This window comes from Phytomonospora sp. NPDC050363 (genome assembly GCF_040655735.1).
GTDB lineage: Bacteria > Actinomycetota > Actinomycetes > Mycobacteriales > Micromonosporaceae > Phytomonospora.
Window position 1 is genome coordinate 1 of sequence record NZ_JBFAKK010000030.1, and the last position, 26,335, is coordinate 26,335.

At 70.6% G+C, this 26,335-nt stretch carries 28 protein-coding genes and 1 tRNA gene; 17 read left to right on the top strand and 12 right to left on the bottom strand.

Features of this window, described 5'->3' with window-relative positions:
- Window positions 1-57: 57 nt before the first annotated feature.
- A complete protein-coding gene (locus AB0I28_RS38930; RefSeq protein ID WP_357501160.1) occupies window positions 58-450 on the bottom strand; it encodes a RidA family protein in 393 nt (130 codons plus the stop codon).
- 72 nt (window positions 451-522) lie between these two features.
- Here AB0I28_RS38930 and AB0I28_RS38935 point away from each other — a divergent pair, with 72 nt between their 5' ends.
- Window positions 523-1,392, top strand: a complete 870-nt coding sequence (locus tag AB0I28_RS38935) for a LysR substrate-binding domain-containing protein (RefSeq protein WP_357501161.1) — start codon at window positions 523-525, stop codon at window positions 1,390-1,392.
- Here the strand turns inward: AB0I28_RS38935 and AB0I28_RS38940 are convergent.
- Entirely contained in the window at window positions 1,379-2,110 is a 732-nt protein-coding gene (locus AB0I28_RS38940) for a PIG-L deacetylase family protein (protein ID WP_357501162.1), read from the bottom strand. The two genes, AB0I28_RS38935 and AB0I28_RS38940, sit on opposite strands and share 14 nt — an antisense overlap.
- Before the next feature lie 125 nt (window positions 2,111-2,235).
- Here AB0I28_RS38940 and AB0I28_RS38945 point away from each other — a divergent pair, with 125 nt between their 5' ends.
- Window positions 2,236-3,210, top strand: a complete 975-nt coding sequence (locus AB0I28_RS38945; RefSeq protein WP_357501163.1) for a serine hydrolase — start codon at window positions 2,236-2,238, stop codon at window positions 3,208-3,210.
- 54 nt (window positions 3,211-3,264) lie between these two features.
- Here AB0I28_RS38945 and AB0I28_RS38950 read toward each other — a convergent pair whose 3' ends face one another.
- On the bottom strand, window positions 3,265-3,675 hold the full coding sequence (locus AB0I28_RS38950; protein ID WP_357501164.1) for a hypothetical protein: 411 nt from the start codon (window positions 3,673-3,675) through the stop codon (window positions 3,265-3,267).
- A gap of 64 nt (window positions 3,676-3,739) precedes the next feature.
- Here AB0I28_RS38950 and AB0I28_RS38955 point away from each other — a divergent pair, with 64 nt between their 5' ends.
- The 3 genes from AB0I28_RS38955 to AB0I28_RS38965 all read left to right on the top strand — a co-directional run bounded on the left by AB0I28_RS38955 (window position 3,740) and on the right by AB0I28_RS38965 (window position 5,684).
- Window positions 3,740-4,186 (top strand): MarR family transcriptional regulator, encoded by a 447-nt coding sequence (locus AB0I28_RS38955; protein ID WP_357501187.1) that lies wholly within the window; start codon window positions 3,740-3,742, stop codon window positions 4,184-4,186.
- Window positions 4,187-4,244: 58 nt separating this feature from the next.
- Window positions 4,245-4,826, top strand: a complete 582-nt coding sequence (locus AB0I28_RS38960) for a TetR/AcrR family transcriptional regulator (RefSeq protein WP_357501165.1) — start codon at window positions 4,245-4,247, stop codon at window positions 4,824-4,826.
- A gap of 75 nt (window positions 4,827-4,901) precedes the next feature.
- The gene (locus AB0I28_RS38965) at window positions 4,902-5,684 is read left to right on the top strand and encodes an SDR family oxidoreductase (RefSeq protein WP_357501166.1); all 783 of its coding nucleotides are present in this window, start codon (window positions 4,902-4,904) and stop codon (window positions 5,682-5,684) included.
- Window positions 5,685-5,718: 34 nt separating this feature from the next.
- On the opposite strand, the gene AB0I28_RS38970 is transcribed toward AB0I28_RS38965, so the two are convergent.
- Window positions 5,719-6,723, bottom strand: a complete 1,005-nt coding sequence (locus AB0I28_RS38970; RefSeq protein ID WP_357501167.1) for an NADP-dependent oxidoreductase — start codon at window positions 6,721-6,723, stop codon at window positions 5,719-5,721.
- Between the two features lie 124 nt (window positions 6,724-6,847).
- Here AB0I28_RS38970 and AB0I28_RS38975 point away from each other — a divergent pair, with 124 nt between their 5' ends.
- Window positions 6,848-7,750 (top strand): LysR family transcriptional regulator, encoded by a 903-nt coding sequence (locus tag AB0I28_RS38975; RefSeq protein WP_357501168.1) that lies wholly within the window; start codon window positions 6,848-6,850, stop codon window positions 7,748-7,750.
- A gap of 243 nt (window positions 7,751-7,993) precedes the next feature.
- On the opposite strand, the gene AB0I28_RS38980 is transcribed toward AB0I28_RS38975, so the two are convergent.
- The gene (locus tag AB0I28_RS38980) at window positions 7,994-9,067 is read right to left on the bottom strand and encodes a winged helix DNA-binding domain-containing protein (protein WP_357501169.1); all 1,074 of its coding nucleotides are present in this window, start codon (window positions 9,065-9,067) and stop codon (window positions 7,994-7,996) included.
- 10 nt (window positions 9,068-9,077) lie between these two features.
- The gene (locus tag AB0I28_RS38985; protein ID WP_357501170.1) at window positions 9,078-9,932 is read right to left on the bottom strand and encodes an SDR family NAD(P)-dependent oxidoreductase; all 855 of its coding nucleotides are present in this window, start codon (window positions 9,930-9,932) and stop codon (window positions 9,078-9,080) included.
- A gap of 47 nt (window positions 9,933-9,979) precedes the next feature.
- Here AB0I28_RS38985 and AB0I28_RS38990 point away from each other — a divergent pair, with 47 nt between their 5' ends.
- Window positions 9,980-10,363 carry a helix-turn-helix domain-containing protein gene (locus AB0I28_RS38990; protein WP_357501171.1) on the top strand — a complete coding sequence of 128 codons (384 nt, stop codon included), beginning with the start codon at window positions 9,980-9,982 and terminating at the stop codon, window positions 10,361-10,363.
- Between the two features lie 71 nt (window positions 10,364-10,434).
- On the opposite strand, the gene AB0I28_RS38995 is transcribed toward AB0I28_RS38990, so the two are convergent.
- Window positions 10,435-10,520 (bottom strand) — tRNA-Leu (locus tag AB0I28_RS38995).
- 350 nt (window positions 10,521-10,870) lie between these two features.
- Here AB0I28_RS38995 and AB0I28_RS39000 point away from each other — a divergent pair.
- The 7 genes from AB0I28_RS39000 to pknB all read left to right on the top strand — a co-directional run bounded on the left by AB0I28_RS39000 (window position 10,871) and on the right by pknB (window position 19,711).
- Window positions 10,871-11,611, top strand: a complete 741-nt coding sequence (locus AB0I28_RS39000) for a DUF3662 and FHA domain-containing protein (protein WP_357501172.1) — start codon at window positions 10,871-10,873, stop codon at window positions 11,609-11,611.
- Between the two features lie 16 nt (window positions 11,612-11,627).
- Window positions 11,628-12,101 carry an FHA domain-containing protein gene (locus tag AB0I28_RS39005; protein ID WP_357501173.1) on the top strand — a complete coding sequence of 158 codons (474 nt, stop codon included), beginning with the start codon at window positions 11,628-11,630 and terminating at the stop codon, window positions 12,099-12,101.
- Window positions 12,098-13,414, top strand: coding sequence for a PP2C family serine/threonine-protein phosphatase (locus tag AB0I28_RS39010; RefSeq protein WP_357501174.1), 1,317 nt, complete (start codon window positions 12,098-12,100; stop codon window positions 13,412-13,414). The genes AB0I28_RS39005 and AB0I28_RS39010 overlap by 4 nt, the downstream gene beginning before the upstream one ends.
- Before the next feature lie 142 nt (window positions 13,415-13,556).
- Window positions 13,557-15,062, top strand: coding sequence for an FtsW/RodA/SpoVE family cell cycle protein (locus AB0I28_RS39015; protein ID WP_357501175.1), 1,506 nt, complete (start codon window positions 13,557-13,559; stop codon window positions 15,060-15,062).
- Entirely contained in the window at window positions 15,059-16,501 is a 1,443-nt protein-coding gene (locus tag AB0I28_RS39020; RefSeq protein ID WP_357501176.1) for a penicillin-binding protein 2, read from the top strand. The genes AB0I28_RS39015 and AB0I28_RS39020 overlap by 4 nt, the downstream gene beginning before the upstream one ends.
- 28 nt (window positions 16,502-16,529) lie before the next feature.
- Window positions 16,530-17,942: a serine/threonine-protein kinase gene (locus tag AB0I28_RS39025; protein ID WP_357501177.1), complete on the top strand. Its 1,413-nt coding sequence runs from the start codon at window positions 16,530-16,532 to the stop codon at window positions 17,940-17,942.
- A gap of 47 nt (window positions 17,943-17,989) precedes the next feature.
- Window positions 17,990-19,711: a Stk1 family PASTA domain-containing Ser/Thr kinase gene (pknB, locus tag AB0I28_RS39030; RefSeq protein ID WP_357501178.1), complete on the top strand. Its 1,722-nt coding sequence runs from the start codon at window positions 17,990-17,992 to the stop codon at window positions 19,709-19,711.
- Here the strand turns inward: pknB and AB0I28_RS39035 are convergent.
- From AB0I28_RS39035 to AB0I28_RS39050, 4 genes are all read right to left on the bottom strand, one after another.
- Window positions 19,641-20,345 (bottom strand): aminodeoxychorismate/anthranilate synthase component II, encoded by a 705-nt coding sequence (locus AB0I28_RS39035; protein WP_357501179.1) that lies wholly within the window; start codon window positions 20,343-20,345, stop codon window positions 19,641-19,643. The genes pknB and AB0I28_RS39035 overlap by 71 nt on opposite strands.
- A 3-nt stretch (window positions 20,346-20,348) precedes the next feature.
- Window positions 20,349-20,633, bottom strand: a complete 285-nt coding sequence (locus AB0I28_RS39040; RefSeq protein WP_357501180.1) for a hypothetical protein — start codon at window positions 20,631-20,633, stop codon at window positions 20,349-20,351.
- Window positions 20,633-21,472, bottom strand: a complete 840-nt coding sequence (locus tag AB0I28_RS39045) for a class E sortase (protein ID WP_357501181.1) — start codon at window positions 21,470-21,472, stop codon at window positions 20,633-20,635. Before AB0I28_RS39045 ends, AB0I28_RS39040 begins: the two co-directional genes overlap by 1 nt.
- A 67-nt stretch (window positions 21,473-21,539) precedes the next feature.
- Window positions 21,540-22,382, bottom strand: coding sequence for a DUF881 domain-containing protein (locus tag AB0I28_RS39050; protein ID WP_357501182.1), 843 nt, complete (start codon window positions 22,380-22,382; stop codon window positions 21,540-21,542).
- Between the two features lie 236 nt (window positions 22,383-22,618).
- Between AB0I28_RS39050 and AB0I28_RS39055 the strand changes: the two genes are divergently transcribed.
- Window positions 22,619-22,882, top strand: coding sequence for a cell division protein CrgA (locus tag AB0I28_RS39055; protein WP_357501183.1), 264 nt, complete (start codon window positions 22,619-22,621; stop codon window positions 22,880-22,882).
- Between the two features lie 200 nt (window positions 22,883-23,082).
- Here the strand turns inward: AB0I28_RS39055 and AB0I28_RS39060 are convergent, their stop codons facing one another.
- Window positions 23,083-24,249 (bottom strand): acetyl-CoA C-acyltransferase, encoded by a 1,167-nt coding sequence (locus AB0I28_RS39060; protein WP_357501184.1) that lies wholly within the window; start codon window positions 24,247-24,249, stop codon window positions 23,083-23,085.
- Between the two features lie 129 nt (window positions 24,250-24,378).
- On the opposite strand from AB0I28_RS39060, the gene AB0I28_RS39065 reads away from it, so the two are divergent.
- Both AB0I28_RS39065 and AB0I28_RS39070 read left to right on the top strand, forming a co-directional pair.
- On the top strand, window positions 24,379-25,068 hold the full coding sequence (locus AB0I28_RS39065; RefSeq protein ID WP_357501185.1) for a sensor domain-containing protein: 690 nt from the start codon (window positions 24,379-24,381) through the stop codon (window positions 25,066-25,068).
- Between the two features lie 71 nt (window positions 25,069-25,139).
- Window positions 25,140-26,213 (top strand): NADH:flavin oxidoreductase/NADH oxidase, encoded by a 1,074-nt coding sequence (locus AB0I28_RS39070; RefSeq protein WP_357501186.1) that lies wholly within the window; start codon window positions 25,140-25,142, stop codon window positions 26,211-26,213.
- Window positions 26,214-26,335: the final 122 nt, after the last annotated feature.

A 26,335-nucleotide genomic window follows, 5' to 3' on the forward strand; every position in this document is an offset into this window, starting at 1 on the left:
GTACGGCAGACCATACAGGGATATCGACTCTGTGCAAACCGGTCTGCGGGGCAGACCTCAAGGGCACTCCCGCCGATGTGCCGTCACCTCCACCTCGATCCGCATCCGGGGGTCGGCCAGGCCGCACTCCAGCATCGTCGCGGCCGGCCGGACCTCGGCGAAACGCGCCCGCAGCACCGGCCAGCACTTCGGGAAGTCCGCGCGGTCGGGGAGCATGTACCGGACGCGCACGACGTCGGCGAAGTCCGCGCCGGCCTCGGTGAGGGCGGCGCCGATGTTGCGCAGGCACTGCTCGGCCTGCTCGACGACGTCGTCGGAGATGGTCATCTCCGTGTAGTCGAAGCCGGTCGTGCCGGACACGTGGACCCAGTCGCCGTCGACGACGGCGCGGGCGTAGCCGATCTGTTCTTCGAAGGTGGAGCCGGAGAGGATGGCGCGTCTGCTCTGCATGGCGTGAAGCTAGCCAGCGACCGTTCCATACGTCCAATACGCCGACGATGAAATCTTGATACGCTCGAAGCTATGGATCTTCCCGAGGTGGAGCTCCGGCAGCTGCGGGTCTTCCTCGTCGTCGCCGAGACCGGCCACGTCGGGCGGGCCGCGGAGCGGCTCGGTATCGCGCAGCCGCCGCTGAGCCAGCAGATCCAGCGCCTTGAAGCGCGCGTCGGCTACCCGCTGTTCAAGCGGCACGCGAAGGGCGTCGACCTCACGCCCGCCGGCCGCGAGCTGCTACCGGTCGCCAGGGCCGCCCTCGACCTCGTCGCCCACGGTCTCGACGCGGCCCGCCGCAAGGGCAGGGGTGAGGCCGGGCGCCTGCGGGTGGGCATGGCGGCGTCCCTCGCCGCCTCGTTCCTGCCGCCGATGGTGCGCGCCTTCCGTGCCGCCCACCCCGGTGTGGTCCTCGACATTCGCGAGATGACCACCGATCCCCAGGCCGACGCCCTGCGCGACGGGCTCATCGACGTCGGCGTCGGACGCGACGCGACCCCCTCGCCCGGCATCACCGTCCGCACGATCGCGCGCGAACCACTCGTCGCCGTCCTGCCGAGGGGAAGCCGGATCACCGAGGTGCCCACCGGGCTGGCCGGTGAGACCTTCGCGCTGTTCCCGGCCTCGGCGGGCGCGGCGTTCCACGACCGCATCCTCGGCGTGTGCCGCGCGGCGGGGTTCACCCCCCGCGTCGGCCACGAGGCGACGGAGTGGCCGACCCTGATCGCCTTCGTCGCCGCCGGCCTCGCCGTCACCATCGCCCCGAAGAGCGTTCCCCTCGCCGGCGTCGAGCGGCGTGAACTGCCCGGCGGAGCCGACACCGCGGTGACCGTCTCCCGTCGTCAGGCCGACGCCGACCCGATCGTCGAGGCCTTCTGCGGCATCGCGCTCACATCGAGATGAGCTCGAAGGGGGCGGCGAACTCGCAGTCGAAGCGCTCCCCGCTGGACCGGCCGAAGGTGGTCAGCAGCTCCCGCGCGTACGCGGCCGGTTCGGCCTCCGAGAGCGCCGCGATGTAGGCCTTGTGCTCGGCGAGCGAGGCGACGGCCGCGTCGATCGTCGCGGTGACGTCCAGGGCGTGCCCCGACTGCGGCGAGCCCGCCAGCGCGACCCATCGCACGCCACCCCAGGGTTCGTGGCCCTCTTCGACGAGTTCGGGGAAGATCCAGCGGTTCCCGGCGTCGCCGGCGGCGTCGAGGACGGACTGCCCGACGGCGCGGTGGTCGGCGCTGTTCCAGGTCCCCGGCACCCAGTGGTCGCGGTGGTTGAGGGTGATGATGAGCTCGGGCCGGTGACGGCGGATCGCGCGGGCGAGGTCGCGGCGCAGCGCCGGTCCCGCCTCGACGACGCCGTCGCGGTGGTCGAGGAACTCCACGGTGCTCACGCCGACGACGGCCGCGCTGGCGATCTGCTCGGCCTCGCGCAGCGGGGCGCACTCGTCCGGCGCGATGCCGTCGATGCCCGCCTCGCCGCGGGTGACCATGACGTAGGCGACCTCGCGGCCCTCGCCCGTCCAGCGTGCGACGGCTCCGGCGGCGCCGTATTCCATGTCGTCGGGGTGGGCGACGATGGCCAGCGCGCGGTGCCAGTCGTCGGGCATGGGTAGGTATGAGTCGCTCATGCGGATCAGTATCTCAACCGTTCGGGGGAGCCGGGAGGTTGTACACGAAGCGGACAGACTTCGGCTCCGTCCCTTGTGGATCTTCGATGCTGTGTCCGGAGATCGATTTCCCTAGGCTGACGTGAGTGAATCTCAATAGGCGTAAGGCACTCGGTCTCGGCGTCGGCGGCGCCCTGGCGGCCACGATCGGCACCTCGGCTCCGGCCGCGGCGTCCACCGCCACCCTCAAAGAGGCATACAACGCGCAGACCGCCGCCGCCGGCGGCAACTGGTACACGAAGGTGACCAAGGTCGACGCGGCCGGGACCTGGACCTCGATCATCACCGACGACCCCGACAAGGTCATCGACGGCGCGAGCGTCCAGAAGCTCGCGGTCGCCACGGCCGTCCTCGACAAGGTCGACCGGGGCCTCCTCCAGCTCGACCAGAAGGTCACCCTGTCGTCCGACCTCATGCTCAGCGGCAGCGGCATGTACTTCCTGCAGACCGTGTGGGGCGACCAGATCACGATCGCGGGTTTCCTCACCACGCTCCTGCTGGTCTCCGACAACACCTGCGTGCGGCTGTGCGGATCGGTGTGCGGCACCGACGAGACCAACGCGATCCTGGCGAGCAAGGGGTTCACCTACACCCGCGTCGAGCCCGGCTCGGGCCCCAACCGCTTCTTCCTGGGCAAGACCACGCCCAACGAGATGAACCTGCTGCTGCGCATGCTCGTCGGCGGGACGCTGCTGTCGACGCGCTCGACCAACTTCATGGTCGGCGTGCTGCGCGGGCTCAGCGGTTACCACGACGGCGTGCGCAGGGACATGTCCTCGGCCGAGCGCTCCCGGGTCGCCACGAAGTACGGCGCCGACGACGACCGCCGCCACGAGGCCGGGGTCATCTTCGACTCCTCGGGCCGCCCGACGCTGACCTACGCGATGTTCGCCGACGCCCTGCCCGACTCGGGCAACTACGGCGGCACGCACCCGGCGGTGAAGGCCCACGCGGTCCTCGGCCGCAAGATGTTCGACGAGGTCGCCGCGGTGCGCAACCTCGCCCGCTCGGCCGGACCTTCCTTCCCGATCGAGCAGTTCGCCCCCTCCAACGGCAACTGATCCCGCGTGCCCAGGCGGCCCCGGCTCTCGGATGGGGAGCCGGGGCCGCCGCCGTCATCGGCGGCGTGCCAGCACGGCGACCGACGCGAGGTGCGCGACGGCGCCGATCGCCGAGCCGGCCATCATCCCCGGGATGCCCTGGGCGGCGCCGATCGCGAGGTCGCCGACCTGGGCGAGCCCGGCGACGGTGAGGGTGACCAGCACCGCCGGGCGTGCGCGCAGGCCGCCGACGAGGAGCACCGCGCCGACGGCGAGGCCGAGCGGAATGGAGCGGGCGGCGTAGGCCTGGGCGTAGAGCGCGAGCCAGGAGTCGACGGCGGGCGCGCCGAGCACTCCGGGGTCGAAGAGGGCGAGGACGGCGGCGCCGGTGGAGAGGAAGGCGGCGACGAGGTTGACGGTGACGAGAACGCGGCCGGGCCGGAAGGCGAGGGCGGGGGTGGCGGTCAGTGCCACGGCGATATCCATTCTCTCAATGAATCATTCACGAGCTGAATGATTTTCGAACTGTAGCATGGTCGTCGTGACAGACATGGATCCCGAGGCACTGGCGAGCACGGCGACCTTTCAGCTGGGCACGGTCGGCGCGGTGGTCACCGAGCGCTTCACCCGGGCGGTCGCCGCCCACGACCTCAAGCCCAAGCACGCCGGAGTACTTCAGGCGCTGCTGCTGTTCCCGGGCATCTCGCAGCAGGAGCTGGCGCAGTCGATGGGCGTGGCGCCGAGCCTGATGGTCGGCCTCCTCGACCACCTTGAGGCGGCGGACGCGGTCAGGCGCGAGCGCGATCCGGGCGACCGGCGCCGCCAGGTCATCGAGGTGACCGCCGAGGGGCGGCGACTGTTCGCGCTGTGCGCGGAGTCGGCCGCGGCGATCGAGTCCGAACTGCTCGACGGGCTCGGAGAGCGCGCCGGGGAGTTCCGTCTGGCCCTGGCCGAGATCGCCGGGAATCTCGGTCTGCCGAGCGGGAAACCCCGATGACCGGCGTCACAGCGCCGATACTGGACCGCTAGGTCAATTATCGGCTAGGTTTGCCGCCATGGGCCGTCCCAAGCAGTTCGATCCCGACGTCGCGCTCGACCGCGCCATGCGCACCTTCTGGTCGAAGGGCTACGCGGGCACCACCCCGCAGGACCTCGTCGACGAGCTCGGCATCGGCAAGGGCAGCCTGTACAACACCTTCGGCGGCAAGCACGACCTGTTCCTGGCCGCCCTGCGCCGCTACGCCGACAGCGCGGCGCGGCAGTTCACCGAGCTGATGGAGGAACCCGGTCCGGTGCGCCAGCGCGTCCGGCGCATCTTCGACGCGACCGTCGACCCGGCGCCGCTCCCCAACGCCGGCCAGGACGGCTGCCTGGCGGTCAACACCGCCGCGGAGCTGGCCACCGTCGACGAGCAGGCCGCCGAGATCGTGCGCAAGATGTTCGCCCGCACCGAGCGGGAACTGCGCGAGGTGCTCGAACGCGCCCGCCGTGACGGCGAGATCAGCCCCGACCGCGACCCGCGGATCCTGGCCGCGCACCTGTTCGCCACGCTCGTCGGCCTGCGGGTGCTGATGAAGACGACCACCGACCCCGCCTCGCTGCGCCCGATCGTCGACGCGGCCATCGCGGCCCTGTAGCCGGACCCCCGGCCCGCAGGCCGGGGCTCTGCTCCATCCGAATTTTGTACCCCTAGTTCAAATAAGGAGCTCGTCATGGATCTCGGACTCGCCGGCAAGACCGCCGTCGTCACCGGCGGCAGCAAGGGCATCGGCCTGGCCGTCGTGCGCACCCTCATCGCCGAGGGCGTACGAGTCGTCACCGGCTCGCGCGGCATCACCCCGGAACTCAAAGAGACCGCGGCGGTGCCGGTCACCGTCGACCTGTCGACCCCCGAGGGCGCCACCGAGCTCATCGAGCGGGCCACGATCGAACTCGGCGGCATCGACATCCTGGTCAACAACGTCGGCATCGGCGACATGGGCGACTTCGCCCTCGGGGGTTTCCTCGACCTGCCCGAGGCGGCCTGGACGCACAACTTCGACCTGCACTTCTACAGTGCGCTGCGGGTCAGCCGCGCCGCCCTTCCCGGACTCGTCGAGCGCAAGGGCGCGCTGGTCAACATCTCCTCGATCGGCGCGCGGGTCCCCGGCGACGGCCCGATCGCCTACAACGTCTCCAAGTCCGCGCTCACCGCGCTCGGCAAGGTCCTCGCCGCCGAGTTCGGCCCCCAGGGCGTGCGGGTCAACACCGTCTCCCCCGGCCCGGTCAGCACGGGCGTGTGGACCGACCCGGCCGGCTTCAGCGGTGTCGTCGCCGACTCCCTCGGGATCCCGCACGACGCCTTCGTCGCCGGAGCCCTGGAGCGCATGGCCCCCGACACCGGCCGGCTCACCACGCCCGAGGAGGTCGCCCGGACGGTGGCGTTCCTGCTGTCGCCCAACAACCTCAGCGGCGCCGACGTGCTCCTCGACGGCGGGATCCTCAAGCAGGTCTGACGGGCGGGACCGGGCGGTTTCCCGGCCCCAGCCGTCACAGCGCCACGATCATCTTGCCGAGGTTCTCGCCCTTGAGCACACCGATGAAGGCCGACACGACGTTGTCGATCCCCTCGACGACCGTCTCGTCGGCCTTCAGCGCGCCCGACCGCAGGTGCGGCACGAGGAAGTCCTCCAGCTCGCCCTGCAGGTGGTTGTACTCGCGAACGAGGAAACCCTCCAGCCGCAGGCTCTTGGAGACCACGTCGTAGAGGTTGCGCGGCGCCGGCGGCGGGTTCTTCAGGTCGTTGTACTGGGCCACGGCCCCGCACCACGCGATGCGGCCATGCGCCTTCAGCACGTCGATGGCGCCTTCGAGGTGGTCGCCGCCGACGTTGTCGAAGAACACGTCGATGCCCTCGGGCGCCGCCTTCGCCAGTTGCGCCCCCACCGGCCCGTCGTGGTAGTCGAAGGCGGCGTCGAATCCGAGGTCGTCGACGAGGTGACGGACCTTCGCCGCCGACCCGGCGCTGCCGATCACGCGCCGGGCGCCCAGCAGCCGCGCGATCTGCCCGGCGGCGGTGCCGACCCCGCCGGCCGCCGCCGAGATGAAGACGTCCTCGCCGGGCTGGAGCCGCGCGACCTGGGTCAGGCCGACGTAGGCGCTCAGCCCGGTGCCGCCCAGCAGGCTCAGCCGGGTCCGGATGTCGACGCCCTCCCAGCCGGGCAGGACGCCGGCCTCCGCAGGCGTCACCAGGGCGTGGGTGCGCCACGCCTTGCGGTGGAACACGACGTCGCCCTCGGTGAGCCCTTCGGCCTTCGAGGCGATGACGCGCCCGATGGAGCGCCCTTCGAGAGGCGTGCCGAGCTCATTGCCGCCCTGCCACCCCTGGTAGTCCATCGCCTCGCGCATGTACGGGTCGACCGACAGGTACAGGTTCTCCACGAGGGCGGTGCCCGGCCCCACCTCGGGCAGCGGGCCGCGCACGAACGCGAAGTCTTCGGGCGTGGGCAGGCCGACGGGACGACGTGCCTGGTGAACGGTGGTGGCGATACTCATCGGGGGGCGCTCCTTCCAGCGGTCCCTCATTGGTATCGGTTTTCGCGCACATGTATCAGGGGTCACCGTCGATGGACGCCGATAATCCATGAGCGACGCTCATGTCGCGAGCTAGCTTTGCCGGGTGACCACCTCCGAACTCGCCCCCCACGAGCTGCGCGTGCTGGTGTCGGTCGCCGAGGCCCAGGGCTTCGGCGCCGGTGCGGCCCGGCTCGGCCTCACCCAGTCGGCCGTCTCCCACGCGGTGCGGACCGCCGAACGCAAGCTCGGCGTGGTCCTGTTCACACGCGGCAGGCAGGGCGCCGCGCCGACTGACGCCGGCGTGCGGGCCGTCTCCCAAGCCCGCCACATCCTGCGGCTGCTCGACACGATGGGCCCCGAGGCGCGCGCGGCGGCCGCCGGCGGCCAACTCACCGGGACCGTGCGCATCGCCGCCTTCCGCAGCGCCGCCGTGCACATCCTGCCCGGCGTGCTCGACCTGCTGCGCTCCCGGCACCCGGAGCTGTCGCCGCGCGTCGACATCGTCCGCGAGGTCGGCGCAGGCACGACCGGCGAGGTCGCCGAGGGCCGCGCGGACCTGGGCATCGCCACCCTCAACCCCGACACCTACCCCATCCCGAAGGACGTGCTGACGGGGAAACTCTTCGACGAGCGCTACGTGCTCGTCCACCCCGCCGGCGCCGCCGGGCCGCGCGGGCTGCCGCTGATCGACTGGGCGGAGAACTGCTCCTCGTACACCCGGCGCTGGTGGCGCGAGCAGGACTGGCTGCCGACGGCGACGGTCACCGCCGAGGACGACGGCGTGGTCCTGTCGATGGTCGCGGCCGGCATGGGCATGGCGATCGTGCCGGAGCTGTCGCTGCGGGGTGCGCCGGGCGGGATCACCGCCCAGGACCTGGGACCCGACGCGCCGAGCCGCGTGGTCGGCTACGTCGTCTCCCCTGCCATGGCCTCCACCGCCGCCGTGCGGGACCTGATCCGGGGCCTGCGGGCGACCCCGGTCGGCGCGCGGGCCGTGGTCGTCTAGACCAGGCGCTCGACGACGGGGTTCTGGGTCCGCTCGAAGAAAGCGCGCGATCTCCTTGCGCGTGGCGAGCCGTCGACGGGGATGGCATGCACTCCTTCGCACCCCACGGCGCCGCAGGGATCCTCGACGCCGTCGGCGTGCTCTTCTTCGCCGGCCGGGAGGCCGCCGGCCACCTCTCCGCCGAGTTCGCCGACCCCGCCCGCGACCTGCGCCGCGTCCGTGGCCTGGTGGCTGCGATCGAGGTCAGGACGCCTCGGCGAAGACGACCTCGCCGCCGGCCAGGCCCATGAACTCCAGCATTGACTCCGCCTCGGCCCGCACCGCCGCCTTGTCGCGCCCGGGCAGGACGCCGAAGGTCTCGACGCGGAGGTGGCGCTTGTCGACGAGGTCCCACATCGCACGCACCCTCCCGTCGACCAGGACGGTCGGATATATGACCGCGCCGACGCACACCCTCTTGCGGATCTCGGCGCTCATCAGCCGCGAACGGTCGTCGTAGGCGACGATCAGGTTGTCGAAGTAGGGCAGCAGCCGCACCGGCACCTCGTCCACTTCGGACAGCTCGCCGTCGGGCACGTCGAACAGCTCGCGGCCGGACTCGTCGCGGTAGGCGCGCAGGTCCATGCCGGCCACCACCTCCTTGAGCCGCGTCAGCCCCGACCAGGTCTGCACGTCCTTCACGCTCGCCGGGCCGAAGGCGCGCAGGTAGCGCTCGACCAGCGCCGCGCGGCTCGGCTCGGTCGACAGTGGACGCCCGAGCCACTCCTCGGCGAGCGTGAACGGCGTCGCCCCGCCCCGGTTCCAGGTGCCGTTGGGCGGCGGATGGATCATCGGGACGAGCGCCTGCGCGGCGTAGGCCAGCGCGATCGGCGCGACCCCCGGCCAGCGCACGAGGAGCTCGTCGCGCAGTCTCGGGCGGGTCAGGGTCCGCCCGGCCATCGTCTCGCGGGTGAGCGCGGTCAGCTCGTCGAGGTCGACGCCGGCCAGGTCGCGCCCGAAGCCGCCTTTCATGATCCGGGCCATCAGCGGCTGCACGAGCGGCCGCATCCAGACGAAGTCGCCGGCGGTGACCAGGTGCTGGGTGCCGCGCAGGACCGAGGAGCGCACGACCCGGCGGTCCTCCAGCGCGGCGGTCAGCTCGGCCTGGCCGAAGCCCTCCAGCCGCGCCCACAGGCTCAGGTAGGGGGAGTTGGCCTCCTGCCCCTGTAGCCCGGCGAGCCGTTCGACGGCCGTGACGGCGTCGAGCCCGGCGCGTTCGGTGAGCAGCTGCCGGGCCAGGGCGGTGCGGTTGAGGGTGCGGCCGGTCAGGACGGTCATGCTCTCGACACTAGGAGCCCTTGCGGACGGATACGGTCCTCAACAGCTCTTCGGTGTACTCGTCGAGCCGCCGCGCGTCGGCCGGGTCGAGGGTCTTCACGGACAAGTCGACGGGATTCCCGCGGTCGATGGCGGTCAGCGCCTCCCGCGGCGGGCTCTCGATCCACCCGTGGATCGGCGCGACCGACTTCGCGACCGGGTTGGCGAAGACCTGCATCCCGCGCATCACGATCCGCAGGACCGGGTTGAGGAAGGACGTGTCGCCGCTGCGGGTGAAACCCGGGTGGTACATGAGGAAGGGGACGCTCCCGGCGGTCCGCTCGGCGAAGGCGACGCCGAGCAGGTCGGTGGCGCGCCCGCCGTGCAACTGGGACAGGACCGTGCCGAACCTGCCCTTGAGCTGCATGTCCTCCCATTGCACGGCGCCGGCGGTGTTGCCGACCCCGGCGACGCTGACGATCACGGGCTCGCGCGCGGACTCCAGGAGCGGACGCAGGCCGTGGGAGAGCAGGTGGCGGCTGAGGTAGTAGAGCGCGAAGACCGACTCCAGGCCGTCGGCGGTCTCCTTGCGGACCTTGGTGGGCCGGTTGGCGAACAGCACGAGGGCGTCGACGGCGGGGAACCGCCCGGTGATCTCGGCGACGACCCGCCGGTTCTCGGCGATGCCGGTCAGGTCGGCGCGCAGGTACACCAGCCGGTCGGTGCCCGCCTCCCGCCGGAGGGCGGCGCCCTTGCCGGGGCTGCTGCCGATGACCACGACGGTGTCGCCGCGCGCGATGCGGCCCAGCGCGAGGGCGCGGCCCATGCCGTCGGTGCCGCCGCTGATCACGATGGTGCGGGTGCCGGTCTGCGTATCGTCGGTCATGGAGCGATCGTGAGCGCGCCCGCCCGGGCGCACAAGGAGGCAGTTTCATGTCCGGTACGCACAGCGATGTTCCTCTCCTGCTCACACACGTCCTGCCCGACCCGGTGCCGCGAAACGAGTACGAGGCCTGCCCGGTGACCGCGGTCATGCGCAGGGTCGGCGACACCTGGACGCTGCTGCTGCTGTCGGTGCTGCGCGACCGTCCGCGCCGCTTCAACGACCTGGAACGCTCCATCGAGGGCATCAGCCAGCGCATGCTGACCCGCACGCTGCGCCGGCTGGAGTCGGACGGACTGGTCAACCGGACGGTCCACCCGACCAACCCGCCGAGTGTGGAGTACGCGCTGACCGCCAAGGGCCGCTCGCTGCTCGGCCACCTCGCCGGACTGGCGGCCTGGGCGGTCGAACACGCCGAAGAGAAAAGCGGATGAGCGAGATCAGCGTCACGTCGGCGAGAAGAACCCGAAACGAGGAGAACCCCGGCCGAAGCCGGGGTTCTCGCTGGTGGGGAAGGGGGGAGTTGAACCCCCACGTCCTTTCGGACACATGGACCTGAACCATGCGCGTCTGCCATTCCGCCACTCCCCCAGGAAGTGGTCTCCCCTGCTCTGTGAGGAGCAGTGGAGCGGGACTGAGATTAGCAGTCCCGGGTCGCGGGCTCCAAGCGGGTTACCCCTCAAGGCCTGCAGGATACGAACCGGCACGTCCTTAACAGACGACCGAGTGAAAAAACATGGCCGTCCCGACGAACGGTGCCGAGCGCCGAAAGTCTAACCTGACGGCTGAGATGTCGACGGCTCACCCCCGTCGACGAGCAAGCGTGACCAGCGTCGTCACGTGGGGCGGCCGCGAAAGAATAGCACAAACCGTATGCTTGCCCCCGCCCCGTGTGACAGCGCCCGATACCATCAAGGTCTCGGACACGACAGGAGGAGCCGGTGAGCGTTCTGCAACGCTTTGAGAAGCGGTTGGAGGGCATGTTCGAGGGTGCCTTCGCCAAGATGTTCAAAGGCGTTGTGCACCCCGTCGAGGTGGCAAGCGCCATGCAGCGCGAAGCCGAAGCGCACAAGGCCATCTTGGCGGGCGGACGCACCCTGGTGCCCAACCGTTATGTCATCGACCTCTCGGCCGGTGACCACGATCGTCTCGCCCCATACGCGGCCGCGCTGGCACAGGAGCTGGCCCAGTCGCAGGCGGAGTACATCGGCGAACACGGCTGGACCGTGTACGGCGACGTCATCGTCGAGGTGGAACGCGGCGACGGCCTCGACACCGGCATGTTCCGGGTGACCGCCGAAGTCTCCACAGGGGACGGTTCACAGCCCGCCGGCGCCTACGGCCCCCCGCAGGAGGCCGGCTACGGCCCGCCCGCCGGCGGACCGCCGATGGGCACCCCGGCCGGCGCGAAGCTGATCTCCGGCGACGGACGCCAGTACGCCGTGGCGATGGGACAGACGACCATCGGACGCGGCGAGCAGGCCCAGATCCGTCTCCCGGACGTCGGAATCTCGCGCCGACACGCCCGAGTCGACTACGACGGAACTCAGGTCCTGGTGACCGACCTCGGGTCGACCAACGGGACTATGGTGAACGGTCAGCGCATCACAACGGTCTCGATCCGTCCCGGTGACGTGATCCAGCTCGGCACCACCTCCTTGACCTTGCACCTGGACCAATAGAGCGGAGACCGCGGACGTGCCCGAGATCGTCTTCACGGTCACCCGTTTCGGGTTCCTTCTTCTCCTGTGGGTGTTCGTGTTCGCCGTGGCGCGCACGATCCGGCAGGACTCCTACGCGGGTTCGCGCGGCGGCTCACCGGTCGCCGCGCCACCGTCGGTCGGCTCCGCCGCCGGCGGACGCCGCGCCCAACGCGCCAAGGTCGCCCGGCACCTCGTCGTGACCGCCGGCGAGCTCAAGGGACGTTCGGTCTCCTTGGGGGAAGCCGTCATCACGATGGGCCGCGCGCCCGACTCCACCCTGGTCATCAACGACGACTACGCCTCCACGCGCCACGCGCAACTGGTGCCGCGGAACGGGCAGTGGTACATCGACGACCTCGGCTCGACCAACGGGACCTACCTGGATCGCGCTAAGGTCAGCGGACCAACTCCTGTCCCCCTCGGTGTTCCGATCAGGATCGGCCGCACCAGTTTCGAGCTGCGCCCATGACTTTGACTCTGCGTTACGCCGCGCAATCCGATCGCGGCCTGATTCGCGACGGCAACCAGGACTCGGTCTACGCGGGACCGAGGCTGCTCGCCGTCGCCGACGGGATGGGCGGCATGGCCGCCGGTGACGTGGCGAGCAACATCGCCATCGCCACCCTGTCCACACTGGACGAGGACGTCCCCCGCGGCGACCTCGCGCAGGCGCTCGCCGAGGGCGCGCTCGCGGCCAACGAACGCATCCGCGAGACCGTCGACGAGAACCCGCACATGGAGGGCATGGGCACGACCCTCGTCGCGTTCCTGTTCGGCGGCAGCACCATCGGCTTGATCAACATCGGTGATTCGCGAGCCTACCGCTTCCGCGACGGCGTCCTCGACCAGATCACCCGCGACGACACCTACGTGCAGATGCTCGTCGACGAAGGCCGCATCACGCCCGAAGAGGCCAGCGTCCACCCGCAGCGCTCGCTGATCATGCGAGCGCTGGGCACCGGTGACCTCGACCCGGTCGCCTCGACCTTCGACCCGCTGCCCGGCGACCGCTACCTCCTGTGCAGCGACGGCCTGTCCGGCGTGGTCAGCGACGAGACGATCGCGCAGACGCTCTCGGACTTCGCCGACCCCAAAGAGGCCACCGAGCGCCTCGTGCAGCTCGCGCTGCGCGGCGGCGGCCCGGACAACATCACCGTGATCGTCGCCGACGTGACCGACGCCGACATCCTCGAAGGACAGCCGATCGTGGGCGGCGCCGCCGCGCGCGACCGGGGCAGCGTCACCTCCGCCGACCCGTCGAGCCCGGCCGCCCGCGCGGCCGCCGCCACGGCCGTGGCGCGCGAGGAGGACGCCGGTGACGACGACGAGGACGGCGCCGACACCCCGCGCCGGGGCCGTCGCCGCACCCTGCTGTGGACCCTGATCGTCGTGCTCGCGCTCGGCGTCCTGGCCACCGGCAGCTACCTCTACGTGCAGTCGCAGTACTACGTCGGCGAGGGCCCCTCGGGCAACGTCGCGATCTACCGCGGTGTGCCCGGAACGGTCGCCGGCCTGTCCTTCTCCTCGCTCCAGCTGGAGTCGGACACGCCTCTGGACAACCTCAACGACGTCGCGCGCGCCAACGTCGAGCAGGGCATCACCGCCGACAGCCTGGCCAAGGCCCGCGAGATCCTCGGCCAGCTCACCTCCGCGGACCCCAGCAACCCCAACCTTCTCGAGCTCTGCCCGACGCCCGCTCCCCAGCCCTCGGGCTCGGAGACCCCGGCGAACGGTGCCAGCTCGGCCCCCGGCGACGACGAGAACTGCCGTACAGGTGACTGAGCGCGCCGCCCCGGGCGTGCGCTCCGGGCGGGAACGGGCCGGCGTGCCACGCGCGCCGTTCCCGGACCCCGCCGGTGTCGTCACCCTGTGCGGCGGTCCGCTCACCACCGGTCAAACCCGTTTTCAGAGTGGGGGATTCTGAGTGACCGCGTCCGTGTCCGTTTCGGGCCCCACGGGGGCCACCTCAGGGTCCCGCCGCCGCACCAGGCGCGGCACCGAGCTGGCCCTGCTGCTGCTCGCCCTGCTCATCATCATGGGCTTCTACGCGGCCTGCGACATCGCGCTGACCCAGCAGGTCACCAGCTCGGTGTTCATGCTGCCGCTGCTGCTGTCGATCCCGTTCCTGATCGCGCACGTGCTCGTGCGGGCCTTCGCGCCGTACGCCGACCCGATCCTGTTGCCGTGCGCGGCGCTGCTGACCGGGATGGGCGTGGTGTTCATCCGGCGCCTCGACCTGGTCAACGACCCCTACGACAACATCCTGCGGCCCGATCTGGCCACCGCCGCCGGCCGCGCCGAGGTGCCGCTGTTCAGTGGGCAGGGCATCCGGCAGTACTGGTACGTGGTCATCGCGATCATCCTGTTCGCGCTCGTCCTGGGGTTCCTCAAGGACCACCGGATCCTGTCGCGCTACGCCTACACGCTGGGCCTGGCCGGCCTGATCCTGGTCGCGCTGCCCGCCGTGCTGCCGGCCTCGATCTCCGAGGTCAACGGCTCGAAGCTGTGGATCCGCTTCGGCGCCTTCTCGGTCCAGCCGAGCGAGTTCGCCAAGCTGCTGCTGCTGTCGTTCTTCTCGTACTACCTCGTGCGCAAGCGGGAGGTGCTGTCCCTTGAGGGCAAGAAGATCCTCGGGATGGTCTTCCCCCGCGGCCGCGACCTCGCGCCGGTCCTGGCCGTCTGGGGCGCCAGCATCCTCATCCTGGTCTTCGAGAAGGACCTCGGCACCTCGCTGATGTACTTCGGCCTGTTCGTGTCGATGCTCTACATCGCCACCGAGCGCACGAGCTGGATCGTCATCGGCCTCGGCCTGTTCGTCGGGGCCGCGGTCCTGGCGCACTCGCTGTTCGAGAACCTCCAGACCCGCGTGGCGATCTGGGCCGATCCTTGGTCCCTCTACCACGCCCAGGAGGGGCCGAGCAGCGACCAGCTCGTCGAGGGCCTGATCGGCATGGGCACCGGCGGTCTCTTCGGCACCGGGCCCGGACAGGGCCAGCCCGAGAAGGTGCCCTACGCGTCCAGCGACTTCATCATCACCGGCTTCGGTGAGGAGATCGGCCTCATCGGCACGACGGCGATGCTGCTGGTCTACATGATGATCATCGGCCGGGGCATCAAGGCCGGCCTGATGGTCCGCGACGCCTTCGGCAAGCTCCTGGCCGCGGGTGCGGCGTTCACCATGGGGTTGCAGGTGTTCGTCATTGTGGGAGGCGTGACGAAGCTGATCCCGCTGACCGGTCTGACGACGCCGTTCCTGTCCTACGGCGGTTCCTCGCTGCTGGCGAACTGGCTCGTCATCGCCCTGCTCATCCGGATCTCCGACACCGCCCGCCGTCCTCCGGCGGCGGGGGCCCCGGTCCCCGGCGGAGGCACCGGTCCCGCCAAACCCGACCGTCTCGACCACGCACCCACGGAGGTGATCAAGCTGTGAACGCCCCCATGCGACGCGTGGCGATGGTCGCGATCGCGCTCTTCGCGCTGCTGATCGGGAACCTGACCTGGGTCCAGTTCGTCCAGAACGACTTCTACGCCACCCACGCGGCGAACACCCGCGTCACCCAGGAGGAGTACAGCCGCCAGCGCGGGGCGATCCTCGCCGACCGCGAGGCCATCGCCACGAGCGTGGCCACCGAGGGCGAACTGAAGTACCAGCGCGAGTACGCCAACGGCCCGCTGTACGCCAACCTCACCGGCTTCAAGTCGCTCGACTACGGCGCCTCGGGGATCGAGGGCGCCGAGAACGAGGTGCTCTCCGGCTCCGACGACCGCCTGTTCGTCGACCGGATCACCGACACCTTCACCGGCCGCGAGCCGGCCGGCGGGAACGTGATCCTGAGCGTGAACCCGAAGGTCCAGGAGGCCATGGCCAAGGGGATCGGCAACAGCATCGGGGCCGCGGTGGCCTTCGACCCGAAGACCGGCGCGATCCTCGGTCAGTACACCTCGCCGTCCTACGACCCGAACCTCCTCGCGAACCACGACCGCGACGCGGTGTCGAAATCCTGGACCGAGCTCAACAACGACGCGTCCAAGCCCATGCTGGACCGCAGCGCCTCCGACCGGTACCCGCCCGGCTCGACCTTCAAGGTCATCGTCTCGGCGGCCGCGCTCAAGTCGGGGATGACGCCCGACACCATGGTCCCGGCCGGCAACGCCTACTCGCCCCCGGACACCACGCACGTCATCCGCAACAGCAACGACCAGTGCGCCGAGGCGCAGCTTCCGCTCAAGGAGGCCTTCGCGCGCTCGTGCAACACGACCTTCGCGAAGCTGTGCGTCGACACCCTCGGCGGCGACAAGATCCGCGAGATGGCGACCGCGTTCGGCTTCGAGGAGGACTACCTCACGCCGCTGCCCGTCGTCGCCAGCACCACCGGCGACCTCGGCGACAAGGCCCGCCTCGCGCAGTCCTGCATCGGCCAGAACGAGGTCGCGGCCACGCCCTTCCAGATGGCGATGGTCTCGGCGGCGATCGCCAACGGCGGCAACCGCATGGCGCCCTTCCTGATCAAGGAGCTGCAGAGCCCCGACCAGACCACCCTGGAGCGCACCACCGCCGACGAGCTCAACGAGTCGGTGAGCGCCGAGGTGGCCACCGGTCTCCAGACGATGATGCGCGAGGTCGTCAGCGGCACCAACGGCACCGGCAAGGACGCCGCCATCGACGGCGTGATCGTCGGCGGCAAGACGGGCACGGCCGAGCACGGCACGGGCGCGGCCGAGCACGGGTGGTTCACTGGATGGGCCATGGGCGCCGACGGCAAACCCGCCGTCGCCGTCGCGGTGTTCCTCGAGTCCGCCGGTGACGGCGGCAGCCGCGAGGCCACCGAGATCGCCGGGAACGTCATGAAGGCCGCCCTCGGCAAATGAAGCACGCGACACCCCTGGGAGGGACGAGATGCTGAGTCCGGGCACCATGCTCGGCGGCCGCTACCGACTCGATTCGCGAATCGCGTCGGGCGGCATGGGCGACGTGTGGAAGGCCACCGACTCCGTGCTCGGCCGCACCGTCGCGGTGAAGATCCTGCTTCCGTCACTGATGGAGGACCCGGGCTTCGCCGAGCGCTTCCGCGCCGAGGCACGGGTCGTGGCGACCCTCTCCCACCACAACATCGTCCGTGTCTACGACTACGGCGAGTCGGGACTCGACGGCGGCGGCAAGGCCGCCTACCTGGTGATGGAGTTCATCGAGGGCGAGGCGCTCTCGAAGGTCCTCCAGACGCAGGGCCGGCTGAGCCCCGCGCACACGATGGTGCTCATGGCGCAGGCCGCCGAGGCACTCGACGAGGCGCACCGCGCGGGGATCATCCACCGCGACGTCAAGCCGGGAAACCTCATGGTCAAGCCGAACGGAACGGTCCTGCTGGCCGACTTCGGCATCGCCCGCAGCGCCCAGTCGACGAACCTGACCATGGCCGGCTCCGTCCTGGGCACCGCCGCCTACATCTCCCCCGAGCAGGCCAACGGCCTGCCCGCCACGCCCCAGTCGGACCAGTACTCGCTGGGCGTCGTGGCCTACCAGTGCCTGATGGGCCGCCGTCCCTGGGACAGCGACAACCCTCTCGAACTGGCCATGCGCCACGCCCGCGACACGCCCCCGCCGCTGCCCCCGGACACGCCCCCGGCGGTCCTCACGGTCATCGAGCGGGCCATGTCGAAGGACCCCGGCCAACGTTTCCCGAGTTCGCAGGAGTTCGCCGACGCCGCGCGGGCAGCGTCCGGCGACCAGGCGACCTCGCCCGTCCCGGTCAGCCCCGGCGTCCCGGGAAACCCCGCGACGGCCGGTTACACCGCCGCCGCCAAGCCCCCTCCCGGGCGCGGCCTCGACGACGACGCCACGAAGATCGGCATGCAACTGCCACCAAAGGCGCCGTCGAAACGTGTTGGTTTGTACGCGATGCTCGCAGCGGGCGCGCTCGCACTGGTGCTCATCGCCGTCGGACTCATCGTCGCCCTGGCCAACAACGGCGACGAAGACCCCGGAGGTAATGGCGGAGAGCCCACGACGAACGAGTCAACGGTGGACAATGGGGACACCGCGGCTATCGACGCGGCCCTGTACGTGGGCAAGCCGAAACAGGAGGTGTTGGCCGCTTTGCAGCAGCTCGGCTTCACCAATGTGACCGCCGTGGGCCTCGGCCGATGGGTCACCGACGTGACGCCCAACGGGGCCGGCATCGCCAAGGACACTCCGATCAGCGTCAAGACCAGCAACGTGCAGCCCAATCCAGGAGCATCCGGTGATCCCGGCGGCAGCGGCAACCCGAATCCGAACGGCAGCTGCATCCTGGGGCAACTCTGCAAGAACTGACAGACACGCACCCGACCACGCCAAGTACAGGCAAGGACTTTGACGACATGACGGCGCAGGCCCGCCTCCTCGGCGGCAGGTATGAAGTCGGCGGAATCCTCGGCTACGGGGGTATGGCCGAGGTGCACCGAGGACTCGACACCCGTCTCGGCAGGGACGTGGCGATCAAGATGCTGCGCGTCGACCTTGCCCGGGACTCGACCTTCCAGATGCGGTTTCGCCGTGAGGCGCAAAACGCCGCGTCGCTGAACCACCCGTCCATCGTCGCCGTCTACGACACCGGCGAGGAGCGCGAGCCCGGTGCTCCCAACGCGGTTCCGTACATCGTCATGGAGTACGTGCCCGGTCGCACGCTGAAGGAACTGATCGTCGCGGAGGGCCCGGTCGGGCCGAGGGACGCCTGCGAGATCACCGCCGACATCTGCGCCGCGCTCGACTTCAGCCACAAGCACCAGATCATCCACCGCGACATCAAGCCCGGCAACGTCATGATCACGCCGACCGGCGAGGTCAAGGTCATGGACTTCGGCATCGCCCGGGCCATGGCCTCCAGCCAGGCGACGATGACGCAGACCTCGGCGGTCATCGGCACCGCCCAGTACCTCTCGCCGGAGCAGGCGCGCGGTGAGACCGTCGACGCCCGCTCGGACGTCTACGCCACCGGCTGCGTGCTCTACGAGCTGCTGACCGGGAACCCGCCGTTCACCGGCGACAACCCGGTGTCGGTCGCCTACCAGCATGTCCGCGAGCAGCCCAAGCTGGCCAGCGAGCAGAACCCCGACATCCCGCCGTCCGTCGACGCGATCATCATGAAGGCGCTCGCGAAGAACCCGGCGAACCGCTACCAGAGCGCCGGGGAGATGCGCGCCGACCTCCAGCGCGCCGCCGCCGGCCGCCCGGTGCTGGCGCCCTCGGTGATGACCGACGCCGATCGCACCGCGATCATCGGCGCGTCCCCCCTCCCGTCGGATTCGACGCGCGTGGCCCCGGCCGCCGCCGTCGCTCCCCGCAAGAAGAAGCCCAACGCCCTCGCCTGGACGCTGGTCGCGTTCGGCGTGGCGGCGGCGCTGGCGCTGGGGATCGGTCTCTACCTGCAAAGTCGCGGGCCGGAGCAGATCGCCGTGCCGGACGTGATGGGTCAGGAGTACGAGGCCGCGGCGTCCGCGCTCACCAACGCCAAGTTCAGGCCCACGCAGACCACCGTCCCCTCCGAGAAGGACCAGAAGGGGAAGGTCGTCGCGCAGGACCCCAGCGGCGGCACGAAGGCCGACGAGGGCTCCGAGGTGAAGCTGTCGATCGGCGGCGGTCCGTCGATGACGAAGGTGCCGGCGGACCTGGTCGGGATGACGCGCGACGAGGCCCAGGCGGCCTTGCAGAAGGTCGGCCTCGTGCCGGACTTCAAGGACGCTGACAGCACCGAAGCCGCGAACACCGTCGTGGGCGTCGACCCGAAGTCGGGCGAGGGCATCGAAGAGGGCGGGACGGTCGTCGTCAGGCTCTCCAGGGGCAACATGTTCTTCATGCCCGACCTGGTCGGCGAGCTGTCGATCGATGCGGCCCGCACGAAGCTCAACGGGCTCGGCTGGACCGGGAGTCTCGACGACCAGACCGGCAACGAGCCCGGTTTCCAGGAGGGCTCGGTCATCGGCCAGAGCCCGGCCGAGGGCGAGAAGGTGAAGAAGGACGCGACGATCCAGCTCACCGTCCAGGAGGAAACCCAGACCTCCTCGTCGAGCGGGTCGCCCAGCCCCCCGCCTGACGGGGAATAGGACATGAGAGAAGCGGGCGGCCCTGGGGTCGCCCGCTTCTTCGTCTCCGGCATCGTGCGCCTAAGAGCGCCGCGACCCAGTTCCCGAGCAGCCGGTGCCCGTGTTCGCTGAGCACGGCTTCGGGATGGAACTGCACGCCCTCGACGGCCAGTTCCTCATGCCGCAGGCCCATCACCACCCCGTCGTCGGTCGTCGCGGTGATCCGCAGCGGGCCGGCGACGGTGGCCGGGTCGACGGTCAGGGAGTGGTAGCGCGTGACGGTGAACGGGTCGGGCAACCCGGTGAAGACGCCGGTCCCGTCGTGGGTGAGGGTCGCGGTTTCCCCGTGCACAGGAGCACCGGCCCGCACGACCCGCGCGCCGTATGCCTCGGCGATGACCTGATGCCCCAGGCAGACGCCGAGGATCGGCACCGCGCCGGCGTGCTCGGCGAGGATCTCGCGGCACGCCGAAGCCTCGTCGGGGCGCCCCGGGCCGGGCGACAGCAGGACCCCGTCGGCGCGGGAAACCCGCACGTCACAGGCCCGGACGGTCTCGGCGCGGCGGACCTCGCAGTCGGCGCCGAGGGTGCGCAGGTAGTCGATGATCGTGTAGACGAACGAGTCGCGGTTGTCGACGACGAGGACCTTCGGCACCGGCTAGCCGCCGGGCAGGAGGTCGCCGCCCCCCGAACCGCCGCCGTCGCCCTCTTCGTCCTCGGGCAGCGGCGGGTCGGACGGCTCCTCGTCGGGGATCTGGTTGTTCGGGTCCATCTCCTCGGTCGGGGCGTCGCTGATCTGCGAGTCGTCGAAGGGCAGCAGCGGTTCGAGGCGCGGGAAGGCGAAGAACCACAGCAGCGCGCCGATCCCGCCGAGCAGGATCAGCATCCCGCCGATCTTGCCCGGGATCCCGAAGGGGAGCTTGCGCCAGATGAAGCCGTACATCACTTCTCCGTTGCCACGGGCGGGATGCCCTCGCTGCGGGGCAGCTCGTCGACGAGCTTGCCGTAGACGATCCACCGGCTGGTGTTGTCGTACCAGGGGTAGCAGGTCGTCAGGGTCATCATCGCGTCCTTGGCGTCCTTCTTCTTCGAGTCGATCTTGCCCGGGACGGGCGCGATGACCTCGACGGCGTAAGGATCGACGATGTCGGTCTCGGTGACCTCGTAGACGAAGAAGCTCTCCCCGGTCTCGACGACCATCTTGTCGCCGGCCTTGAGGTCGTACAGGTGCCGGAAGATCGCCGGGACGTTGTGCCCGGCGACGGCGAAGTTGCCCTTCTGGCCGGGGTCCTGGCTCTTCGAGTAGTGACCGGGGGCGTCCTTGATGTCGTCCCACTCGGTGCCCTCGACGATGGTCCAGGGCCGGTCCTTGATCTTGGGGATGTACAGGCGCGCCATCGCGTCGCCGGTGAGCGGCTCGGCGGCGGGGTTCTGCTCCCAGGTCTCTTCCAGCTGCGTGCTCAGGTCGTCCTGGTGGGCGTTGATCTCGGCGGTCTTGCCCCAGATCTCGTAGGCGGCGAAGAGCAGGATGATCACGCCGAGGGTGATGAACAGTTCACCGAAGCCCCGGATGACCGTGCGCACCCAGTCGCCGAAGGTCTTGCGGCCCCCGCCCGAACCCGCCGAACCCGCGTCGCGGTGGCGGCGGACGGCCCGGCGCTTCTTGCGGCCGGTCGCCTCCTCGGGGGGCAGGGGGTCGTCGTCGGAGATGACAGGAAGGAGGGTGGTCTCGTCGGGGCCGGGAACGAGGTCCGCGGCGCCTCTTCGGGCTGGTTTGGCCACGCGGGCGCGGCCTTGGCCGCCTTGCCCGTACGTCGTCACGTGTGCCCCCTCGTCGTCGTCGGCCGGGTCATCGCACCGGCTCGGCGTTGGTCAGCTCGTGCGAGCCGTCGTAGGCCGGCATGACCCGGTCGGGCTCCTGCCGGACGTCGTATCCGAGGCCGAAGTCCTCGGCGGCCTGCCGGTAGGCGGCCACACCGGGCGAGGCGTCGAGCGCCTGGAGCATCCGGTCGGCGGGTCCGATGGCGGCGATGACGAACGGCGGCGAGTAGACCTGGCCGTGCAACAGCAACGTGTTACCCACGCAGCGTACCGCGCTCGTGGAGATCACCCGGACGTCCATAATGGTCATCGCCTCGGCTCCGCCGGCCCACAACGCGTTGACCACGGCCTGGACGTCCTGCTGGTGGACGACGACGTCGTCGACGGTCGCGCCGGGCGGCAGGACGCCGTCGCCGCGCCGGGGCGCGTCGTCGAGGCCGATGATGAGCGCGGGGCCGTGCACGGCGGTCATTCCGGCCGGCCCGAGCTCGGCCTCGGCGCGGTCGCGTTCGGCGGCGATCTCGTCGTCGCCGCCGGCGAGGCCGTCGGTGAGCGCCTCGTTCTGGCCGCGCAGGTCGCGGGCGACCTCGTCCTCGCGGGCGATCTCCTCGGCGCGCTGCGCGATCAGTTCGCGCAACTGGACGCTGTCGTCGACGCGCAGGTCGGTGCCGCGGGCGGCGGTCGCGGTCGCACTGAACAGCAGACCGGCCGACAGCATCACGGCGGGCACGGCCATGCCCCAGCCCCTCCGGCGCCGCTCGCCCCGGTGGGGGCGCAGGGCACGGCGGACACGCCGCGCCGCCAGCCGCAGCGTGGCGGCCCAGCCGAGGCGGCGTCCACGCCGCCGGGAACCACCCGTGTACTCGCTCACATCCACCCTCGCCAATCCCTCGCTACCAGGCTAACGAGAAGGAGGGGGGTCCCGGTTGCGCGGTGTGCCGCAGCGGATCGGTCTCCGAGCGCCAAAACGTCCCATCCCCCCACATCGTTACACCGCCGCGACACCCTCGCCCGGTAAGCTCTTCTGAAAAGCCGGGCTGCCGGCCACCCCACAACCCTCTCAGTCCCGGTTAAGCTGGCCTGCGAAGGTCAGCGAGGAGATACCAAGTGCCTAAGTCGCGCGTACGTAAGAAGAAGGTCTACACGACCCCGGCGGACATGCGCCCCACCTCGGCCGAGTCCACCAAACAGCCGAGCCCCACGTGGGTGCCCATCCTGGCGGTCGTGCTGATCGTGGTCGGCATCGCGTGGCTGGTCACCTTCTATCTCTCCCGGCAGGAGTACCCGGTGGCCTCGTGGGGCTACTGGAACATCGGCGTGGGCTTCGGCGCCCTGGTCGCCAGCCTCCTGGTGCTGTCCCGCTGGCGTTGACCGCGGATCACGGGTGAGGTTATCCACAGCTTGTGGATAACCCTGTTGATAAAACTACACGCTTGTAAGCACGGATCGTCGCTGTGCACTGTGCGGATGCCGTACAGTGCCGCCTCCGTGCGCCGCGCCGCCTGTGCACGGCGTTGATACGCGAGAACGGCCCTCACCGCATGCGGTGAGGGCCGTTTCGGCGTACTGGATCAGGCGAGGTTCTCGAAGATGGTGGCGTTGGCCATGCCGCCGCCCTCGCACATCGTCTGGAGGCCGTAGCGGATGCCGTTGGCCCGCATGTGGTGGACCAGGGTGGTCGTCAGGCGCGTGCCGGACGCACCGAGCGGGTGGCCCAGCGCGATGGCGCCGCCGTTGGGGTTCATCCGCGCCGGGTCGGCGCCGATCTCGGCGAGCCAGCCCAGCGGGATGGGCGCGAAGGCCTCGTTGACCTCGTAGGCGCCGATGTCGCCGATGCTCAGCCCGGCCCGGTCGAGGGCCTTGCGGGTCGCCGGGATCGGGCCGTCGAGCATGACGACCGGGTCGGAGCCGGCCACGACGGCGGTGTGGATCCGCACCAGCGGGGTCAGGCCCAGTTCGGCGGCCTTCTGCGAGGTCATGACGAGCACCGCCGAGGCGCCGTCGGAGATCTGCGAGGCGTTGCCCGCGCTGATCACGCCGTCGGCCTTGAACGGGGTCTTGAGGCCGGCGAGCTTCTCAAGGGTCGAGTCGCGGCGGACGCCCTCGTCGGCCTTCAGGCCGGCGACCGGGACGATCTCGGCGTCGAAGTCACCGCGGTCGGCGGCGGCCGCGGCGCGGGCGTGGCTCTCCAGCGCGAAGGAGTCGAGGGTCGTGCGGTCGAGGCCCCAGCGCGCGGCGAGCATCTCGGCGCCGACGCCCTGGTTGAAGGGCACCGGCTGGTCGGCGGCGACGCCCTCGACCCCGGTGTAGCGGGCCCGCACCTTGTCGCCGAAGGGCGCGCCCGCGCCCTGGCTGACCGACGAGCCCATCGGCACGCGGCTCATGGCCTCCACGCCGGAGGCGACGATGACGTCGGCCTGACCGGAGATGACGGTGGCCGCCGCGAAGTGCAGGGCCTGCTGGCTCGAACCGCACTGGCGGTCGACGGTGGTGCCCGGGACGTGCTCGGGCCAGCCCGCCGCCAGGACGGCACTGCGGGCGATGTTCCAGGCCTGCTCACCGACCTGGGAGACGCAGCCCATGATCACATCCTCGACCAGGGCCGGGTCCACTCCCGCGCGCGTCACCAGCGCGGAGAGGGCCTCGGCGGCCAGGTCGACCGGATGGACTCCGGACAGGGCGCCGTTGCGACGCCCGGTAGGGGTTCGTACCGCTCCAACGATTACCGCATCACGCATGCATCGATCCTACTCGTCAGTAACATCGGCTGTCACTAGCTGGAGCGAACGCGAATAGGGGTGCTGCGAACCCCTAGGGGTAGATCTAGGCCCACTGTGCGCGCGAGGGTTCCAGAGAAGCATGAAGGCATGACGAACCCCACCGCCGCGACCCGGATCGACCGCCCGGCCGGCCGTCTCGAAATGCTCGCCACCGCCTTCTTCCTGCTTCCCATCGCCGTCCTCGGCACCGCCGTCTTCTCCATCATGGTCACCGGTCTGAGCCTGGCCGTCCTGTGGATCGGGATCCCGGTCGCGATGACGCTGATCTACTTCACCCGCCACCTGACCGACATGCACCGCCTGTGGTTCGGGTCCCGCTACGGCGTCCGCATCGCCCGCCCCTACCGCGAGCTGCCCGACACGCCCGGCTTCGGCGGCCACTTCAAGCGCTTCCTCGCGCTGCTGGCCGACCCGCAGACCTGGCGCGACCAGGCGTGGCTGCTGATCAACGCGACCGTCGGCGTGGCCATCCTGTCGACGATCGTGGCGATCTTCGCCGCCGGCATGGGCGCCCTGAGCCTCTTCGTGTGGTTCGCCTGGCTGCCCGAGGGCACCGAACTGACCGCCTTCGGCATCCCCGGCTTCATGACCGTCCACGACACCACCACCGCGATGACCTTCGGGATCCCGGCCGGCGTGAGCTACCTCGCCATCTGGTGGGTCGTCACCCCCTACCTGATCAGGGCCCACGCGCACCTCGCCCGGGTCCTGCTCGGCGACCGGCAGCCGGTCCTGGCGCAGCGCGTCGACCGCATGGCCGAGATGCTCGCGAACTGACACCTTCGGCGGCGAGGGGACAGGGGCCGGACGGCGTTGCCGTCCGGCCCCTTCGCGCTACCTTTGCCCGCGTGACCTCGCTGTTCGAACCGATCACCCTTCGCTCCCTCACCGTCGCCAACCGCGCCTGGATGGCGCCGATGTGCCAGTACTCGGCCCTCCCCGACGGTCCCGACACCGGTGCACCACACGACTGGCATCTGACGCACCTGGGCGCGCGGGCCGTCGGAGGGGCCGGACTGGTCCTCACCGAGGCGACCGCCGTCAGCCCCGAGGGCCGCATCAGCCCCTACGACCTCGGGTTGTGGAACGAGCGGCAGACCGAGGCCTTCGCGCGGATCACGGCCTTCCTGCGCGCCCAGGGCGCCGTGCCCGGGATCCAGCTGTCGCACGCGGGCCGCAAGGCCTCCACCGAACGCCCCTGGAAAGGCGGCGGACCGGTGACCACCGGCGGATGGCGCCCCCTGGGCCCCAGCCCCATCCCCTTCGCCGACGGCTACCCCATCCCGGAGGAGCTGACCGAGGAGCAGATCGCGGGAATCGTCGCCGACTTCGCCGCCGCCACCCGCCGCGCCCGCCTCGCCGGCTTCGAAGTCGTGGAGATCCACGGCGCCCACGGGTACCTGGTGAGCTCGTTCCTGTCGCCCCACGCCAACCACCGCACCGACGGCTACGGGGGATCCTTCGAGAAGCGCATCCGCCTCGCCCTCGACATCACCGACGCCGTGCGAGCCGAGTGGCCCGACGAGCTGCCCGTCTTCTTCCGCGTCTCGGCGACGGACTGGCTGGCACAAGGCGGCTGGACCCCGGAGGACACGGTGAACCTGGCCGCCGAGCTGAAGGCGCACGGGGTCGACCTGATGGACGTCTCCAGCGGCGGCAACGCCACCGGCGTGCACATTCCGACGGCACCGGGGTACCAGGTGCCGTTCGCGGCGAGGGTGAAGGCGGAAACGGGCCTGGCGACCGGCGCGGTGGGCCTGATCACCGAGGCGGGGCAAGCCGAGGAGATCGTCGCGACGGGTGAAGCCGACGCGGTGTTCCTGGGAAGGGCACTGCTGCGCGACCCCAACTGGGTACGCACGGCGGCAAGGGTGCTCGGTGGAGACGTGCGGGTGCCGGAGCAGTACCTGCGGGCGGTGTAGAGGCGCCACCAAATCCCCACGACGCCGAACCCAGGCGCAGGTCCGGGTCCAGGGACGGAGTTCCTGGCGGGGTTTGGGGCAGCGCCCCAGCAGGGTCCAGGGACGGAGTCCTTGGTGGGGGT

Bases quoted from the DNA above. Each gene is read 5' to 3' on its own strand.
- AB0I28_RS38930 (WP_357501160.1), bottom strand. From the start codon at position 450: ATGCAGAGCAGACGCGCCATCCTCTCCGGCTCCACCTTCGAAGAACAG.
- AB0I28_RS38935 (WP_357501161.1), top strand. From the start codon at position 523: ATGGATCTTCCCGAGGTGGAGCTCCGGCAGCTGCGGGTCTTCCTCGTC.
- AB0I28_RS38940 (WP_357501162.1), bottom strand. From the start codon at position 2,110: ATGAGCGACTCATACCTACCCATGCCCGACGACTGGCACCGCGCGCTG.
- AB0I28_RS38950 (WP_357501164.1), bottom strand. From the start codon at position 3,675: ATGGATATCGCCGTGGCACTGACCGCCACCCCCGCCCTCGCCTTCCGG.
- AB0I28_RS38955 (WP_357501187.1), top strand. From the start codon at position 3,740: ATGGATCCCGAGGCACTGGCGAGCACGGCGACCTTTCAGCTGGGCACG.
- AB0I28_RS38960 (WP_357501165.1), top strand. From the start codon at position 4,245: ATGGGCCGTCCCAAGCAGTTCGATCCCGACGTCGCGCTCGACCGCGCC.
- AB0I28_RS38965 (WP_357501166.1), top strand. From the start codon at position 4,902: ATGGATCTCGGACTCGCCGGCAAGACCGCCGTCGTCACCGGCGGCAGC.
- AB0I28_RS38970 (WP_357501167.1), bottom strand. From the start codon at position 6,723: ATGAGTATCGCCACCACCGTTCACCAGGCACGTCGTCCCGTCGGCCTG.
- AB0I28_RS38980 (WP_357501169.1), bottom strand. From the start codon at position 9,067: ATGACCGTCCTGACCGGCCGCACCCTCAACCGCACCGCCCTGGCCCGG.
- AB0I28_RS38985 (WP_357501170.1), bottom strand. From the start codon at position 9,932: ATGACCGACGATACGCAGACCGGCACCCGCACCATCGTGATCAGCGGC.
- AB0I28_RS38990 (WP_357501171.1), top strand. From the start codon at position 9,980: ATGTCCGGTACGCACAGCGATGTTCCTCTCCTGCTCACACACGTCCTG.
- AB0I28_RS39010 (WP_357501174.1), top strand. From the start codon at position 12,098: ATGACTTTGACTCTGCGTTACGCCGCGCAATCCGATCGCGGCCTGATT.
- AB0I28_RS39025 (WP_357501177.1), top strand. From the start codon at position 16,530: ATGCTGAGTCCGGGCACCATGCTCGGCGGCCGCTACCGACTCGATTCG.
- pknB (WP_357501178.1), top strand. From the start codon at position 17,990: ATGACGGCGCAGGCCCGCCTCCTCGGCGGCAGGTATGAAGTCGGCGGA.
- AB0I28_RS39040 (WP_357501180.1), bottom strand. From the start codon at position 20,633: ATGTACGGCTTCATCTGGCGCAAGCTCCCCTTCGGGATCCCGGGCAAG.
- AB0I28_RS39060 (WP_357501184.1), bottom strand. From the start codon at position 24,249: ATGCGTGATGCGGTAATCGTTGGAGCGGTACGAACCCCTACCGGGCGT.
- AB0I28_RS39065 (WP_357501185.1), top strand. From the start codon at position 24,379: ATGACGAACCCCACCGCCGCGACCCGGATCGACCGCCCGGCCGGCCGT.